At 48.9% G+C, this 17,277-nt stretch carries 13 protein-coding genes; 8 read left to right on the top strand and 5 right to left on the bottom strand.

From position 1 onward, the window contains the following. Positions 1-57 precede the first annotated feature (57 nt). On the top strand, positions 58-564 hold the full coding sequence (locus tag LMG33818_RS06905; RefSeq protein WP_442322632.1) for a GNAT family N-acetyltransferase: 507 nt from the start codon (positions 58-60) through the stop codon (positions 562-564). Between the two features lie 85 nt (positions 565-649). Here LMG33818_RS06905 and LMG33818_RS06900 read toward each other — a convergent pair whose 3' ends face one another. Both LMG33818_RS06900 and LMG33818_RS06895 read right to left on the bottom strand, forming a co-directional pair. Then, on the bottom strand, positions 650-1,027 hold the full coding sequence (locus LMG33818_RS06900) for an NUDIX domain-containing protein (RefSeq protein ID WP_442322631.1): 378 nt from the start codon (positions 1,025-1,027) through the stop codon (positions 650-652). Between the two features lie 912 nt (positions 1,028-1,939). Then, a complete protein-coding gene (locus LMG33818_RS06895) occupies positions 1,940-3,265 on the bottom strand; it encodes an ammonium transporter (protein ID WP_442322630.1) in 1,326 nt (441 codons plus the stop codon). Positions 3,266-3,861: 596 nt separating this feature from the next. On the opposite strand from LMG33818_RS06895, the gene LMG33818_RS06890 reads away from it, so the two are divergent. Next, entirely contained in the window at positions 3,862-4,281 is a 420-nt protein-coding gene (locus LMG33818_RS06890; RefSeq protein WP_442322629.1) for a septal ring lytic transglycosylase RlpA family protein, read from the top strand. Between the two features lie 164 nt (positions 4,282-4,445). Here the strand turns inward: LMG33818_RS06890 and LMG33818_RS06885 are convergent, their stop codons facing one another. Next, on the bottom strand, positions 4,446-5,396 hold the full coding sequence (locus LMG33818_RS06885; RefSeq protein WP_442322628.1) for a homoserine kinase: 951 nt from the start codon (positions 5,394-5,396) through the stop codon (positions 4,446-4,448). A 522-nt stretch (positions 5,397-5,918) separates the two neighbouring features. Between LMG33818_RS06885 and polA the strand changes: the two genes are divergently transcribed. The 3 genes from polA (at position 5,919) to LMG33818_RS06870 (ending at position 11,044) form a co-directional block, all read left to right on the top strand. After that, positions 5,919-8,735: a DNA polymerase I gene (polA, locus tag LMG33818_RS06880; protein WP_442322627.1), complete on the top strand. Its 2,817-nt coding sequence runs from the start codon at positions 5,919-5,921 to the stop codon at positions 8,733-8,735. Between the two features lie 231 nt (positions 8,736-8,966). Beyond that, the gene (locus LMG33818_RS06875; protein ID WP_442322626.1) at positions 8,967-9,914 is read left to right on the top strand and encodes an alpha/beta hydrolase; all 948 of its coding nucleotides are present in this window, start codon (positions 8,967-8,969) and stop codon (positions 9,912-9,914) included. 533 nt (positions 9,915-10,447) lie between these two features. After that, positions 10,448-11,044: an ATP-dependent Clp protease proteolytic subunit gene (locus tag LMG33818_RS06870; protein ID WP_442322625.1), complete on the top strand. Its 597-nt coding sequence runs from the start codon at positions 10,448-10,450 to the stop codon at positions 11,042-11,044. 193 nt (positions 11,045-11,237) lie between these two features. Here the strand turns inward: LMG33818_RS06870 and LMG33818_RS06865 are convergent, their stop codons facing one another. Both LMG33818_RS06865 and LMG33818_RS06860 read right to left on the bottom strand, forming a co-directional pair. Then, a complete protein-coding gene (locus LMG33818_RS06865; protein ID WP_442322624.1) occupies positions 11,238-12,017 on the bottom strand; it encodes an SDR family NAD(P)-dependent oxidoreductase in 780 nt (259 codons plus the stop codon). A gap of 55 nt (positions 12,018-12,072) precedes the next feature. Continuing rightward, positions 12,073-13,110, bottom strand: coding sequence for an L-idonate 5-dehydrogenase (locus LMG33818_RS06860; RefSeq protein ID WP_442322623.1), 1,038 nt, complete (start codon positions 13,108-13,110; stop codon positions 12,073-12,075). 436 nt (positions 13,111-13,546) lie between these two features. Here LMG33818_RS06860 and LMG33818_RS06855 point away from each other — a divergent pair, with 436 nt between their 5' ends. The 3 genes from LMG33818_RS06855 to LMG33818_RS06845 all read left to right on the top strand — a co-directional run bounded on the left by LMG33818_RS06855 (position 13,547) and on the right by LMG33818_RS06845 (position 17,269). Beyond that, a complete protein-coding gene (locus LMG33818_RS06855; RefSeq protein ID WP_442322622.1) occupies positions 13,547-14,710 on the top strand; it encodes an HlyD family secretion protein in 1,164 nt (387 codons plus the stop codon). 3 nt (positions 14,711-14,713) lie between these two features. Then, positions 14,714-16,249 (top strand): DHA2 family efflux MFS transporter permease subunit, encoded by a 1,536-nt coding sequence (locus tag LMG33818_RS06850; protein WP_442322621.1) that lies wholly within the window; start codon positions 14,714-14,716, stop codon positions 16,247-16,249. Positions 16,250-16,351: 102 nt separating this feature from the next. Then, positions 16,352-17,269, top strand: coding sequence for a class I fructose-bisphosphate aldolase (locus tag LMG33818_RS06845; RefSeq protein ID WP_442322620.1), 918 nt, complete (start codon positions 16,352-16,354; stop codon positions 17,267-17,269). Positions 17,270-17,277 lie beyond the last annotated feature (8 nt).

The raw sequence follows: 17,277 nt of genomic DNA, 5'->3' as shown, positions 1-17,277 counted from the left end.
AGCCCGTTGTTTGCAAAAGAACGCGTTTAGAAAGTAGGTACAGGGAAGAAATAGAGCATGCCACACTCGGATATTAGGATTCGCATTGGAACGCCTCAGGATATATCGGCTATAACTGCGATCTACAATGACGCTGTTGCCAACACGACGGCTATTTGGAATGACCAGCAGGTAGATGACGCCAACCGATTGAAATGGATGAAAGAGCATCAGGCCCTTGGCTACGATGTTCTTGTGGCCATCAATAGCGATAGCGACGTCGTTGGGTATGCAACTCTGAGTGATTGGCGTGCTTTTGATGGATATCGCCATACTGTTGAGAATTCGGTGTATGTTCGATACGACCAACGTGGCAACGGGGTAGGGAAGCTATTAATGCACTCCCTGATCGAACAAGCCCGTTCCCTCGGAAAGCATGTCATCGTGGCTGCGATAGAAGGGCAAAATCAAGCTTCTATCAGGTTGCATGAAAAACTGGGTTTTGTAAATGTGGGTCAGTTAAAGGAAGTGGGAATCAAATTTGGCCGTTGGCTGGATCTGGTATTTCTTCAATTAACGTTATGATGCATTGAAGTCTTGACGTGTTAACACTCTGGTATTGTCTGGATTTTATGTTCCATACCCTGGGTATACCGGCCTGATCTTTGCTTTACGATGGTGGCTCCCCCTTATCCTTACAGGTATTCAGGTAATCGCTGAGTCTGTGTACCAATGTGGGGATCGCTTTGGGATGATGGCTGTACTCATCAATATCCATCCGCGTGAAAGCCTGCCCTTCATCACCCAGTCGCAGGGCGTGGCGTAATTTAGTAGGTAGCTGTGCAACCATAAAGATTGAGTCGGGCTTTTTATGTCTAGCGTAGCGCTTCTCCCACACGACTGCTGAAGCAGGCAGCTCAATATTCAGCTCCTCATATACTTCTCGCTGCATGCATTCGATTGGTGATTCATTTGCTTCTTTTCCACCGCCGGGGAAATCCCAGTGATTCGGCCATGGGATAGAATCAATATTGTCCCTCAAAAGCACAATGAGTTGTTATTCGATCGAATAAAGCCACTTTTACGCCATGAAACTCCACCTATCCCCCTTCCACGAAAGTAATATCAGAGCATTGTTACAGGGCCAATCGCTACCAAGCCTGATCGGCACAGTGGGTGTTATTGATGCTCAATGGCGCAGTGTGCTCATGAATATCATTAATTATTACCCCATGTCCTGGAAGATAACGCCTGACTCTCTAAACCAGTGATACCCCAGGATAATGACCAATATCCAGAAGAATATGAGCAGTGCTCGCCGGCTGAACCTGAGTTTTTTCAGAACACGTGCATAACTATCCGTTTGTTTGGATAGCACTCGTACATGTGACATATGCAGGTAGTGTATGTACGCGAACAAGGATAGAACCAACAATATACTGATAATTGTCACCAAAATAGTAAAAGGACTCATTAGGGCCTCCTTCATCAATGCTGTAAGGGTTTATCGATAAACTATTCCAATAAACCTTATAATAATTCTTAATTTACTATTAAGTTAGTAAGGGGGCGTTAATAAGTAAAGGGTAAAAATTGACTACTTTGTGCAACTTTAGTGGCAGAATATTCTACGTACCATTATTTGAAGACATAAGCTGCATGAGAGTCACGTTGCTCTTCTTTCTTGGCACGGAGCCGATATTGCTACGTCACAGGGTGGGCTGGTGATGGAAATGCCCCAAATGCCAGATTTTTGCTTCTGAGGTTTGGGGTGTTTATCTTGAGGGAATATTGAACGATATCGTAAGAGAGGATATTACGAAGAGTTGCTTTTGTTGTAATTCTCTTTCTATAACTTTTTCTTCAATAACCAAAGATGAGTGTACAGGCAGTATTATTCGTACACCCAATGATGGCAATGTGCCCTTTCGTACCTGCCATCATTGGGACTTGGGAACACTTACAGGTTATACCCACGCTCATTGTGCTGGGATAGATCCAACCCAATATTTTCCTCTTCTTCAGTGACGCGCAGCCCCAGCGTTTTGTCGATTACCTTGAGAATGATAAAGCTGACAATCGCAGTATAGATAACCGTGAACAGTACCCCTTTGAACTGAATCCAAAGTTGCAGGCCGATGTGGGTCACATCGCCGAATCCACCCAATGCCGGCGCGGCAAAGATACCCGTTAGCAATGAGCCAACAATCCCGGCAACGCCGTGTACTCCGAAGACATCGAAAGAGTCATCATAGCCGAGCGCACGTTTCAGGCTGGTTGAAGCGTAGAAGCTGATAATGCCGGCTACTGCGCCAAGAATGATCGCCCCCATGGGGCCACAGGTACCTGCGGCAGGCGTAACAGCAACCAGTCCAGCGACAGCACCTGTGACAATGCCCAATAAGCTTGCTTTACCCGTTTTCGCCCATTCAATGAACATCCAGCCAAGTGCTGCGGCCGCGGTTGCGATCTGGGTGACCAGCATGGCCATACCCGCTGTGCCATCGGCAGCTCCCGCTGAACCCGCGTTGAAGCCGAACCAGCCCAGCCATAGCATGGCCGCCCCGATCATGGTGAAGCTCAGGTTATGGGGAGGCATATGTTGTGTGGGGTAACCTTTGCGTTTACCGATAACGATACAGGCCACCAGCCCTGCAATACCGGAATTGATATGGACAACTGTCCCCCCGGCAAAGTCAAGAACACCCCAGTCACTGCCGATAAAGGAACCATCGCCACTCCAAACCATGTGTGCGATGGGAAAATAGGCAAAGGTGACCCACAAACCGGTAAACCACAGCATTGCCGAGAATTTCATGCGCTCAGCAAAGGCACCCACAATGAGTGCAGGTGTAATGATCGCAAAGGTCATCTGGAAGCATATCCAGACGCTCAATGGGAACGTTGCATTGAGGCTATTGACTCCAAGACCCGCCAAAAATGCATTTCCCAGACCACCAATGAACGAGTGGAAATTGGTGACGCCGGCCTGCATGCCATCCGTATTGAACGCTAATGAGTAGCCATAGATAACCCAGATAATGCTGACAAGGCACGTGATTGCGAAGGTTTGCATCAATACGGAAAGAATGTTTTTTGATCGTGCCAATCCGCCGTAATAAAGCGCGACCCCGGGGATCGTCATCATCAATACTAAAACGGTAGACACCAGCATCCAGGCAGTGTCACCACTATTGAGTTGTGGGGTTGCTGATTGAGCCAAAGCCGGCAAGGGCAAAGCCCCCAATAAGCCAAAGGCAGGAATCAAAGCGCGTTTTGCAGACATTGTGGGTCACTCCGCACACAAGTGGAACCCTGTTTCCAGTGCATCTTAGCGGTGGATAGGGCGTTTGAATTAATTATGTTGTACTACTTTATTCTTAGCACGAATCTTTCCAAATGCCTTTTTTTTGATAAAAATCAGTGAGTTAACTATTTATAAAGTAGGCTTTTCTGGAAGGATAAGAGGGCATAAGGCAAGAAGAATAGCAGGATATTTCCAAATTGGTGCGTTAGCGTTAAACGCCGGATCATTGTGGTGCAAACAATTTTTATATTAATGGCCGCCTGTGACATTATCCTGTTTTTTATACATCTGTAATGGCCTTTCCAAGCAGGGGAATACGAACCACAAACTTAATCCAGGATTAATTACCACACTCATAGTGTGAATGTATAGGGGCATTTCATGGACAAAATTGGCAATTTTCTATACAGTCCACTGTTATCTTACATTTTGAGTCTCGTTGGTTGCTTCCCTTCTATCCATTTTTGATTATCTGTTTCTATTTCAGCAATGATTTCATGGAGCGAAATCAGGCCTTTGGCGGTGCTGATGAGTCGGTAGAAGGATAAATTTTCTCTGCTTATTATTTTATTCAAATGATTTATATATTTCGTTCGATCAAATATTCCATTCTTCTGCTAGTGGCATTATTGCCTTTGGCGGTTCCGTTTACCTCTTCGGCTCATCCTGTTCATCGGGTTGCCGAGAGCCATGCTGAAAAACCTGTCATCCAGCGTGGTCGCGCTTCCTTTTATTCCAATTGGTTCAATGGCCGCCGTACGGCAAGTGGTGACATTTTCAGTAATTCCAAAATGACAGCGGCACACATGACACTTCCGTTTGGAACGCGTGTGCAGGTGACCAATTTAAGAAATGGTCGAAAGGCGATTGTGACCATTAATGACCGCGGTCCTTATGTGTCTCATCGCATCATTGATCTATCCCGTGCGGCGGCTGAGCATCTCCACATGGTGGACTCTGGCGTCCAGCACGTTCAGCTGAAGATCCTTAATTGAAAGGCTGTTATGCCTGCCTTCAGGTATGTGGCATATAATGGCCAAGTACGCTTTAAGGTTATAATAAAAAACGGTTGCCCTTTTAACGTGGCAACCGTTTTTATGTGTAGCGTGTATATGGCTGGGAACCCGTTTATATAAATCGGAGTTCCATATCGTCAGAGCTACTTAGGGAACGCAGGGATTTGACCGTTTACGCGTGCGTAAACAATGTTGCGGTACTGTGTAGGGTCTTTGGGTGTCAGTGTGTGTGCAGGCGGGTCTACATATACAACCAATAAACGTGAGAGCCAGTAGCGTAACGCGGTCATCTTCAACATTGATTCCCACGCTGCTCGCTCCTGTGTGATCAAAGGCCGTATTGACAGGTATCCTCCCAAAACTGCGTTGTAGCGTTCTTCGATCAGCTCACCACGATGATCACTACACCAATCATTTACGACGATTGCCAAGTCAAAAAGCAGTTCGCCAATACAGGCGTTGTAAAAATCGATGATACCTGTCAGATGATCGCCTTCGAACATGGCATTATCGCGGAAAAGATCTCCGTGGATTCCGCCTTGTGGGAGGGTTGGTGTATAGCCGAGCTGTTCTTCGAGTGAATCAAATGTATCCAGCATCAACTTTTTGTCGTCTTCGTTCAAATAAGCCATTACTTTCTGGTAATGGGATTTGATCCAGGACATGTCCCGTGGGTTTGGGCGAAAGCTGGTAAAACGCTGGGATGCACGATGCATCTTGCCTAGCAGTTCACCAATGGCCCGGCATTGCTTGATAGTGGGGTCCATTGGATGTGTACCCCTGAGACGAGGCAGGATCAGAGCAGGGCGCTCAGCCAGTGTTTGAATGACTTGCCCGCTCTTGTCAGGTATGGGGTCGGTAACAGGAATACCTTCATTGGCCAGGTAGTGCATGAGTTCTACGAAAAAGGGGAGTTCTTCACTTCCTCCCTGTTCGAACAGAGTAAGCACCAATTCATGTTGGGTGGTGGTTAGGAAGAAGGTGGAATTTTCTGTCCCACTGGCTACTTCTTCCAATTGCACAAATTCCCCCAGATTGAAGCGTTGGAGAAACTCGCTTGCCTGGCTATCGCTGATAGGAGTGAATACCGCCATGAAATGTCCTGATCGTCTTGCTGTCGTTGGGGTGTTGTGCTTAACACAATTCAAGTTCGCTATATTACCATTAAACATATCCATGGCGATCAAAAATGCGCGTATGTCCTGTTGAATGAGTCAGGTCTGCCGGTGTAATGGCATTTATCAGGTCATGACAGGACGCACATTTCGACTGAAGAAATCATGTCAGGTAACATCGCACTATCATGGAGTGCTCATGAACGTACAGGATGCATTTAGAGTGTGATTTCTGTCGAGCGCTTTGTGGTTCAGGGTTGTTTACTTGACGCATGCTGTTTCTTGCTGTTGTGAATGATGCCAATCCCGAAGTGGGTAGGTATGATAGATATTTGATCATGTACTAACGCATATACTATTTCATGCACTACTTCAGGGACTACGCGTTCTTGTGCTATGCGTTCTCGTACCGAGTATTTTCGTACTATGCGGCAGGCTGCAGATGATGGTAGCTGCACATTGCCTGAAGTATCTATTTTTATATCCTTGATGGAGTTATCCATGTCAGACAAGGCCCAGCCTCCGTTTGTATTCGTTGACGGTTCTGCCTACCTTTATCGTGCTTTTCATGCACTCCCACCATTGACGACGTCCAGTGGTCAGCCAACGGGTGCAGTGCGGGGCGTTGTCTCCATGCTCAAAAGTCTGATCAGGGAGTATCCGGATAGCCCCATCGCAGTGGTTTTCGATGCAAAGGGAAAAACCTTCCGTGATGACATGTACGACCAGTACAAGGCCCATCGCCCCCCGATGCCGGATGATATGCGTGAACAGATCGAACCGTTACATGCGTGTGTGCGTGCATTGGGGTTACCTCTTTTGAGTATCGAAGGGGTAGAAGCCGATGACGTGATCGGTACACTGGCCTATCAGGCCACCGGTATGAAGCGGGATGCCATTATTTCCACGGGTGACAAGGATATGGCTCAGTTGGTTAATGAGCACATAACACTGGTCAACACGATGAAGAATGAGGTGCTCGATGTAGCCGGTGTAGAGGAAAAATTCGGTATTCCACCTTCACTCATCGTGGATTATCTCGCGCTGATGGGAGATTCGGTCGACAATATTCCCGGTGTTCCCGGTGTAGGGAATAAAACCGCCCTGGCCATGTTGCAGGGATATGGGGCCGGGCTGAAAACTATCTATGAGCACCCGGAAAAGCTGGCGACGTTATCATTCCGTGGTGCTAAAAGCATGGCGAAAAAGCTGGCGGATCATCGTGAACAGGCCTTTTTGTCCTATGACCTGGCGACTATTCGTACCGATTGTGATTTACCTGTTAGCCTGGATGATCTCTCACCTCCTCAACCTGATAACGATGCACTTTTGGAGCTATATCGTACGCTTGAATTTCGCGGTTGGCTCAAGGAGCTTGAAAATGGTGAGTCGGAGACAACCGGCAGGTCAAGGCGTTCATCAAGCAAGTCTTCCACAGAGAACCGCCGCACGACAGATGCATCGTCGGAAAATTCTGATACCTCTGTCGTGACACAGGACTTTTCGACAGTGTCCTATAAAGCGGTGCATGATCAGAAAACACTGGATACATGGATCAAACGGCTGAATGATGCCTCTGCATTCTGTTTCGATCTGGAAACGACGAGCCTGAATTATATGCAGGCTGAAATTGTGGGGATCGGTATTGCATTGGTGCCGGGTGAAGCCATCTACATCCCTGTTGGGCACAGCTATATAGGGGTGGCTGAACAGTTGGATCGTGAGGCTGTCCTTGAACAGTTGGCACCTTTGTTGAGCAGTGAAAATATCACCAAGATCGGTCAGAACCTCAAGTATGACATCGAGGTGCTGGCTCGCTATGGAGTAGAGGTGAAGGGGCCTTTGAGCGATACCATGCTTGAGTCTTATGTGCTGAACTCTACCGCCAATCGTCACGATATGGACACATTGGCGTTGGCGCATCTTGGGCATGGTACGATCAGTTTTGAAGAAGTGGCAGGCAAGGGAGCGAAGCAGATTACGTTTGATCAGGTCGAGCTGGACGCTGCCGTGCCCTATGCCTGTGAGGACGTGGATGTGACGCTACGGTTGCATGATGTTCTGCGCCCTCGTATTGATCAGGAAGGCCGGCTGAGCGACGTACTGGATACGCTGGAAACCCCTTTGATTCCTGTGCTTTCACGTATTGAGCGCAATGGTGTGCGGGTTGATGCAACGTTGCTGGCGGAACAGAGTCGGGAATTGGAATCGCGTATATCGGCGCTACAAGCCCAGGCCTATGAGTTGGCGGGGCGTGAATTCAATCTGGGCTCTCCCAAACAGCTGGGCGAAATTCTGTTCGAAGAGCAGAAACTCCCGGTGATCAAGAAAACACCGAAAGGTGCACCTTCCACTGCCGAAGCCGTACTGGAAGAGTTGGCGCTGGATTACCCCCTTCCCAAGTTGATTATGGAGCACCGAGGGCTATCGAAGCTTAAATCCACCTACACGGACAAGCTGCCTCAATTGATTGATCCCGCTACAGGGCGTATTCATACCAGCTACCATCAGGCGGTGACGGCAACAGGGCGGCTATCCTCCTCAGATCCTAATCTGCAGAATATTCCTGTCAGAACGGAAGAAGGGCGTAAAATACGTCGAGCCTTTGTTGCGCGCCCGGGCTATGTCATTGTAGCGGCAGACTATTCCCAGATTGAATTGCGTATCATGGCGCATCTATCTGGAGATAAAGGACTGCTTAAGGCTTTTGCCGAAGGGCGTGATATCCACGCGGCAACGGCCGCCGAGGTGTTTGGTGTCAGTATTGACAAGGTGACATCTGATCAACGGCGTAGTGCCAAAGCGATCAATTTCGGCCTGATCTATGGAATGAGTGCCTGGGGATTGGCAAAGCAGCTGCATATCGACCGTACTCAGGCGCAAACCTACATTGACCGTTACTTTCATCGTTACCCGGGTGTGGCTGATTTTATGGAGTCAACCCGCGCACTTGCATCCGAGCAAGGTTATGTTGAAACCGTGTTTGGGCGCCGTTTGTATGTGCCGGATATTCATTCCCGGCAGGCTAATCGTCGACAAGCCGCCGAACGCACTGCTATCAATGCGCCGATGCAAGGGACTGCGGCAGACATTATCAAACGCGCAATGATCAACGTGGATCAGTGGCTTAACAGTAAAGGGCATTATGACGCACTGATGGTCATGCAGGTGCATGATGAACTTGTGTTCGAAGTGGCCGAAGGTCAGCAGGACGCGTTTATTGAAGCTGTACGCCATCATATGCAGGAAGCGGGTGCTTTGGATGTTGATCTACTGGTAGAAGCGCGTGCGGGGGCCAATTGGGAAGAGGCCCACTAACGGGAAAAAGTTCACTGATTGAGTGAAAGGGCCTCAGTTCGGGTAGAAGGGACCAGGGGGAAGGAGGGTAGCAGTGTGCATAGACGTTTACCCACTTTTGAGTGAAATGCACACCTGTGAGGCCCCATGTGTCCATGAATTGAGCCAAGGCCATCCTCCACGATGTGGGAGCCCTGCGCATAATTGAATTCATTGTGCTGAGCAGAAATGCTATGAGAATCGAGAAGAGAGATGCGCCTAAAAACGTTGCTGATTAGGGAAGTCATCCGTAGGACAGCCAAAAAAAGGTTGCGTTTGGCACCCGATGTTTTTTCATTACGCGCTGAACTCGATCGGCTGAAAGAAGGTAAACCTCCTCGGGTTTATAGGGAACGCATTGACTCTGAGGTTCTTGGTGGCATTCGGGTTGAAAAGGTGATGCCTGCTTTTTCAAACCGAATGGCTTCTGTATCTTCTGCGATCATTTATCTTCATGGTGGTGCGTGGGTTGTGGGCGCCCCTGAAGAGTTTCGTGGTATCACTACCCGTTTAGCGACAATGACGGGGGCAACAGTGTATGCCCCTTCTTATCGATTGGCGCCGGAGCATCCCTTTCCTGCGGGTCTGGATGACTGCGAAACCGTTTATGAAACGCTTTGCCAGCAGGGAATTCCACCTTCCCGTATAGTATTGGCGGGTGATAGTGCGGGGGGGAACCTTGTCTTTGCCCTTGCGCTTCGTCTGAAGCGTAAACAAAAGCCCCTGCCAGCAGCCTTGATTGGGCTCTCGCCCTGTACCGACCTGACGGCGAGCGGGCGTTCCTTCAAACGCAACCGTTGGCGTGATGCCCTGTTACCGGCAGAACGCTTGAATGATTGTATTGCAGCGTATTGCCCCGGTGATGATCTGCATTCACCTGAAATATCCCCGCTCTTTGGTGATTTAAGTCATTTGCCGCCAGTGCTTTTACAAGTCAGCAATAACGAAATCTTGCTGGATGATTCAGTCAGAATGGCTAAAAAAATCAAGGCCAGTGGTGGATCGGTCAATCTGGAAATATGGAAAGGATTATGGCATGTCTGGCAAGTGATGCCGGATAAAGTCCCCGAGGCTCAGCGAGCTATCGAAGGTATTGCACGTTTCATACGCTCGGTATGGGAAGCTGATCACCCGAAAGAGGGAAGTACTTCGATAAAATGAGAGCACAAAGAGTGCTTGGTACTGGAAAATATAGCGCTTGAAAATTATAGCCCTTCAATATCATGGCTCTTGAAAACATGACTACTTGAAAAGATGTTGCTTAACAAAGGTGATGCTTCGTAGAAAAATCTGCTGTTCTCACCTCAAGTTCGTTCATGTGCCTGTAGGGTATTAGAGTGCGGGTATTGAAGATGATAAGGTTGACCCTTATTTATAGTTTACTGAGTCGAAAACTCTCATACCCCATTATCCTTTTTCGGTATTTGGCGTATGTATAAAAGTGAATTCCGAATTCATGGGAGTAAAAGGCTGTTTTTGTGCGTTGAATATTCAACCATTTGGATCAGGCGCGGTTGGCGCTTCATGCAAATGTAATTCACAGCGCTGTTTACATTTCGTTCAGTCGGCAGTCCTTTACAAGAACCTTGCATGGATACTCATCAAACCCCATGATATGAGAAGCCTTTGATTTTTCATTGAAGATTCTATCGGTCTTGAATGTCAGGTTTAGCACATTAATAGTCGGAGATGTTATGAACAGAGCCAGCGAAGAGTCCACCAAGGACCCCGCAAATGAATCTTCAGTCAGCGCCAAGTTGGCCGAGAGCCTTATCAATGCGCGCAAGGTGTTCATCACCGGCGAAATAAATCAGAAAATGGCGACGGAAGTCGTCCAGCAATTGCATGCGCTGGATTATCTGAGTCACGATCCGATTCAGGTATACGTCAGCTCTCCGGGAGGGCATGTTGAGTCTGGAGACATGATCTTTGATGCTATCCGATTCATTGAATCGCCGGTGATCATGATTGGTTCAGGCTGGGTTGCAAGTGCAGGGGCGCTCATTTATGCCGCTGCTGAAAAAGAGAATCGCTTTTCACTGCCCAACACACGCTTTCTGTTACACCAACCCTCTGGTGGTTTCCAAGGGCAGTCCAGCGACATCGCTATCTACTCAAAAGAAATTCTGAGAATGCGTGAACGCCTGAACCAGATTTTTGCTGATGCAACCGGGCAAGACATCGAACGCATCCGCAAGGATACCGAACGCGACTTCTGGTTGAATGGCGAGGAAGCAGTTGAATACGGGCTTGTAAACAAAATCATTACCTCTGCCAAAGACCTGTCATAAGCAGTTCCTTGTTCAAGAGGCATAGAGGTAGTTCCCGATAGCGGTTGGCAAAGCTGGGTTTTAGCTTGGTGGCCGGTGAATAAAAAATCCCTGATCATGTGATCAGGGATTTTTTGTAGGGGGTTATCCATGCGTATAAACGCTCAGCTACACATGGAAATCCATTCAGCGCTTCGAGAATACTCCAGCGCGCTTAAACTACGCTGGTCAGGCCACCATCCACCAACAGTATTTGTCCATTAACAAAGTTCGATGCATCACTGGCAAAGAAAATACTCGCCCCTTGCAGTTCTTCCACCTTGCCCCAGCGTTGGGCAGGGGTACGCTGACACAACCATTCGGTGAATGCTTCATCTTCGACCAGTGCCTGGTTCATTTCTGTCGCAAAGTAGCCGGGTGCCAATCCGTTGACCTGAATGTTGAAACGGGCCCAATCCGCACACATGCCTTTGGTCAGCATTTTGACTGCGCCCTTGGAGGCCGCGTAGGGGGCGATGGTCTGCCGCCCCAGCTCGCTTTGTACGGAACAGATATTGATGATTTTTCCGCCTTTGCGCTCAATCATTCCTCGAGCAACATATTTGGCAACGAGATACACCGAGGTCAGGTTGGTTGCGATAATGTCATCCCAATCCTCGTCCTTGAATTGATCAAGTGGGGCACGGCGTTGAATACCGGCATTGTTGATCAGTACATCAATAGGGCCTTTTTGTTCCAATGCTTTAATATGCTGTTTTACATCTTCGCTTTTGGTGACATCAAAGGCCGCTGTTTCCACATTGATTCCCTGTGCTTCCAAGGCCTTTTGGGCGTCATCCAGTTTGTTTTGCCGACGGCCATTAATAATCAGAGTTGCGCCGGCCTTGCCCAACCCTTCAGCCAGTGAGAAGCCAATGCCCTGACTGGCGCCAGTAATCAAAATACGTTTGCCCGTCAGGTCAAAGAGGGAAAGTGAAGAAGGCGAGAGACGCATGCATGTATCCTTATCTGAATCTGAAAATGTCGAATATGGGGGAGAGTCGAGTGACCTAACGGTTGAATGAAAGCTGTACTTTCATGGCATTTTCCTTGTCACTGGCAAGTTCAAATGCTTCGATGGCCTTGTTGAAAGGCATTACTGCCGTAAGTAATGGGGCAATATCGACATCCGGACGCGCGAGTGTGGCGACCGCAGCGTTAAATTCTTCGATAAAACGGAATGTGCCTTTTAGTGTTAATTCGCGTGAGACAAGCTGTGATAGAGGCACGAGGGGGTCATTGCCCAACCCGACCTGCACTATCGTTCCTTTGGGGCGTGTGACTGTCAGCGCTGTCGTAATGCCCGCCTGGCTACCCGAACACTCGAATACAACATCGAAATAGCCTTTGCCCTTTTGGAAATTGATCAGTACCTTTTGATCGGTAGCGACGTTAATCGTCTGTGTTGCACCCATTTTTTGCGCCTTAGCAAGAGGGCTATCCTTGATATCGGTGACTACAATCTCAAGGGCGCCTGCCAGTTTTGCCACCAGTGTAACGAGATTGCCAATAGGGCCTGCGCCGGAAACAAGGACGCGTTTGTTGAGTAGGTCTCCCGCCTGCCGGGCTGCATGTAGGCTGACGGCCAGTGGTTCAGCAAACGCTGCTTTTTCATCACTGACATGATCAGGGATTTTGACTAATTGGGATTGTTCACATACCAATTGTTCCCTAAAGGCGCCCTGAACATGGGGATAGCGCATGGCACTGCCATAAAAGCGCATATCTTCAGCATGATTGATTAACCCTTCACGCGTATATTGGCACGGAGTGGGGACAGTACCAGGGTTGATTGCAACACGATCGCCCACCTTCAGTGAGGAATCACTACCCTCCAGTGCAGAAATTTGACCGACGATTTCATGCCCGAGTATGAGGGGTTCGCTTATTCGTACTGAACCAAACCCTCCTTCGTGGTAATAATGCAGATCCGAACCACAGATTCCTCCGTTGTGGATAGTGATCAGAGCTTGCCCGGTTGCGAGGGAAGGTGTCTCGATATCATCAATTCGAAGGTCATGAGGTGCATGAAGCCTGATCGCTTTCATGAAGAAGTGTCCGGTTGGTTAGCGAAGGAAAACTTTATTGTGTGGGCTATGCGTTGCTTCTGGCATCATCGTTCCGGATCGCCCACGAATGAAATAAGACCATGGTAATAAATGAGGGTATCTACGACTTTTTTCTGGAAGCCGAGCCACTGGGACGCTACATTTTCAATGATGGATCCTGTGGGCGAGTAACAGTTTTCTGCCTAACATGACACACCATTATGATTGGATAACGGAATAAGACAGATAAAAACCGTTTTGCGATTGAGCTTGGCGCGTCCTTCGCGTAACCTTCAAGGCTATCTGTATAAACCACATGAATATTGGCGGACAATGGGGCCTAATGAACATGGACAGTTGTCGCCAACAAACAGTTGTCGTTGATAAATAGTAACTAGTGTGTAGCCTGCCGGCGTTTTTCTCATTGGAAACTTGAATGCATGCGTTAACCAAAAAATGGCTAAAGGGGCTGGTCTACGCCGTTCTCTTTCTTGTAATTCTGATCACACTGATTGTGTGGGGCCTCTATTGGTTACAAACAGGCCGTTACTTTCAGTCAACAGATGATGCCTATATAACAACCAATAGTGTGTCGGTGCGGTCCCAGCTTAGTGCCAGGGTGACCAGTGTCAACGTGGAACATAATCAGCGTGTACACAAAGGGCAATTACTGGTCACGCTGGATGATCGTGACTATCGCGATGATCTGAATGTACAAAAGGCACGTTTGGGAGAGGCACGTGCTCAGGTACAGGAAGCACAACGCAGGGTGGAAGCTACGCGGGCACAGATTACCCAGTATCGTACTCAGTTGGCAGGCTATGAAGCGCGGAGCAATCAAGCCTTAACGACCTTGAATCGTACGTTAATGCTGGTCTCCAATGGTGTCCTGCCAAAGCAACGATTAACGGATGACACGGCCAATAGCCAGGCTGCCAAAGCCAACGTGGCTACTGCACGTGCTCAGATCGTGAGTGCGGAAAAGCAGCTCGCGGTTCAGTCTGCTGCCTACAAGGCGGCACAGGCGAGCATAGTGGCGGGGGTTGCTGAGGTAACCAGTGCTGAAACCCAGCTTGGGCGGACGCGTATCTATGCACCTGCCGATGGCATTGTCGGTAATCGGACCGTAGAGCCCGGTGATTATGCAACGCCACAAGTGACGCTGATGCAATTGGTGCCGGTGGATACCTTCTATGTCTCGGCCAATTTCAAGGAAACCCAGATTTCGCGCATGCGGGTAGGCCAACCGGTCTCCATTAGTGTGGATGCCTATCCTGACATTGACTACAAAGGGGTTATCGATAGCCTTTCACCAGCAACGGGTACCGAATTCAGTCTGTTACCCATGGACAACGCTACCGGTAACTTCAACAAGATTGTTCAGCGCATCCCCGTGCGTATACGTTTTACCGGGCCCAGGGATCAACTCTGGCGTTTGCAGTCAGGGCTTTCAGTTGAGCCAGAAGTCGATACGCGTGGTGACAAGGGGGACCAACTTTATGCAGAGTCCCCCATTATCGAGCCGAAACCCATTGACCTCCACTCGGATGCTCCACAGCCCAGCGATAACCTCCCTCAGGCATCATCACGAGAGCACTAGGCGATGAGCTCCCTCTATGGCAACGAGATGCCACCCCGCAGCCAGCAACTTGGATTCCTGGCTGCGGTGGTCGGCATGTTCATGGCGATACTGGATATCCAGATTGTCTCCAGCTCTCTTATTCAGATTCAGGCAGGGGTGTCGGCGAGCCGTGATGAAATTTCATGGGTACAGACAGCTTACCTGATTGCTGAAATTGTCATGATTCCTCTGTCGGGTACGCTCGCCCGTATTTTCTCTACTCGTATCGCCTATGTTGTTTCCTGCCTTGGATTTACGCTCGCCAGTGTGGGTTGTGCATTATGCAGTAGCCTGGAAATGCTGGTGTTCATGCGTATTCTGCAGGGTTTTTTCGGCGGTGCGATGATACCGTTGACCCAGGCAGTCAGCTTCAAGCTATTTCCCCGTTCACGAATGGGCTCCGTTCAGGCTGTCATTGGTTTAGTGGCTACTCTGGCACCCTCCATCGGGCCGACACTGGGCGGGTATATTACGGATCACCTAAGCTGGCACTGGTTGTTTTTGATTAATGTGTTGCCCGGAATAGTAGTGAGCCTGAGTATCTGGAATCTGTTGGATATTGATCGGGGTAATCGGCGCTGGGTCAGTAATCTGGATGTGCCTGGTATCCTCTTGATGGCTGTTTTCCTGGGGTCTCTTGAATTTGTGCTGGAGCAGGGGCATGAGGATGACTGGTTCTCAAGCACGCTGATTTTTCGCATGTCCATTGTGAGTGGCATTGCAGGGATTCTGTTTTTCTGGCGTTCATTGACGGTCGAACACCCTGTGCTTGACTTACGCTTGTTCCGGCGACGAAATTTCTCGTTGGGGATCGCTGTTATTTTTGCACTGGGTATTTCGCTTTATGGCGTCGTGTATCTGATGCCCATGTTTTTCGGCTCCATTCGAGGTTTTTCAAGCAGACAAATTGGCGAGGTCATGTATGTGACAGGTGTCAGTATGTTGATTACTGCGCCTATTCTGGGGCGCGTCGGGAACTATGTGTCCAATCGTACCCTGATCATTTTTGGCCTTGCGATGATCATGGTGGGGAGCTGGATGAATACAAACCTGACGGCCCAATCAGGATTCGGTGAGTTTCTTTGGCCCCAAATTGTCCGTGGTATAGGCTTTATGGCCTGTATCATCCCCGCCTCTCGAGTCACTATAGGTGATTTACCTTTCAACAAGATTGGTGAAGGGGCGGGAATGTTTAGCCTGATGCGTAACATGGGCGGTGCCTTTGGACTGGCCATGATCGACACCTTGCTTGAAATGCGTGATCACTATCATTGGGATCGCTTGATACCTTCTATCAATGAAGGAAGGGCTTCAGTCGTTGATACTTTAGTCAAATATCAGCATCTATTCAGCGGTACGTCAGCCGATCCCTATGCTTCAGCCGTACAAATGATCGGTCGGCGCGTAGCCCTACAGGCAGAGGTGCTGGCGTACAACGACCTCTTCTCATATCTCGCCTTGTTATATCTTTTCGTTCTACCGGTGGCATTTTTTATTCGAAAGTCACCCCGTGCATGAAGCACGAATGTGGTTTACTCTCTTGAGTATTAGGGGATAAAACAGCGTTTGCAGCACATCCCCCTGATCCAGAAAGACGATAAAATTGAGAGAGAACGTTCCATGTCTACTGCACGAGTCAAAGAGATTCTAAGTTGGTATGAAAGTGACAACCCCGGTACAAAAGCCAGCCTTGCACGCTTCCTGAATCAGGGTAAGCTGGCGGGTACCGGTAAACTGGTTATTCTTCCGGTTGACCAAGGGTTTGAGCACGGACCAGCTCGTTCCTTCGCTGCCAATCCAGCAGCCTATGATCCCCATTATCATTTCAAGCTTGCTATCGATGCGGGCTTGTCCGGCTACGCTGCTCCATTGGGCATGCTTGAAGCCGGTGCCAGCACTTTCGCGGGTGAAATTCCACTGATTCTTAAGGTAAACAGCTCCAACAGCCTTGCGACCGAAAAGGATCAGGCGGTGACTGGCAGTGTTGAAGATGCCTTGCGTTTGGGCTGTTCTGCCATTGGCTTTACGATCTATCCGGGCTCCGAGTATCAGTTCGAACAGTTTGAAGAGCTGGCTGAACTCAGCCGTGAAGCCAAAGCGGCTGGGCTTGCTGTAGTTGTCTGGAGTTATCCACGTGGTCCGCTACTTGATAAACCCGGTGAGACTGCAGTTGATATCTGTGCCTACGCGGCGCACATGGCAGCGCTGTTGGGTGCTCATATCATCAAGGTAAAACCACCGACTGATCACCTGAGCCTGCCTGCCGCGAAGAAAGTGTATGAAGAACAGAAGATCGATATCTCCACGTTGGCTGCTCGTGTTCGTCACGTTGTTCAGTCTTCCTTCGATGGTAAACGTATTGTCATCTTCTCTGGTGGAGAAGCGACAACAACGGACAACCTGATTACTACTATTGAAGGGTTGGCTGACGGAGGCGCATTCGGCAGCATTATCGGTCGTAACACCTTCCAGCGTCCACGTGAAGAAGCCTTGGCACTGCTGGATCGTATTGTCACGATCTTCAAGGATAAAGCCTGATTTGTTCG

The sequence above is a fragment of the Cernens ardua genome, assembly GCF_051251085.1.
Taxonomy (GTDB): Bacteria; Pseudomonadota; Gammaproteobacteria; order Pseudomonadales; family Halomonadaceae; genus Cernens; species Cernens ardua.
The sequence above is the reverse complement of the archived record's forward strand: the minus strand, read 5'-3'. Positions and strand labels throughout refer to the sequence as shown.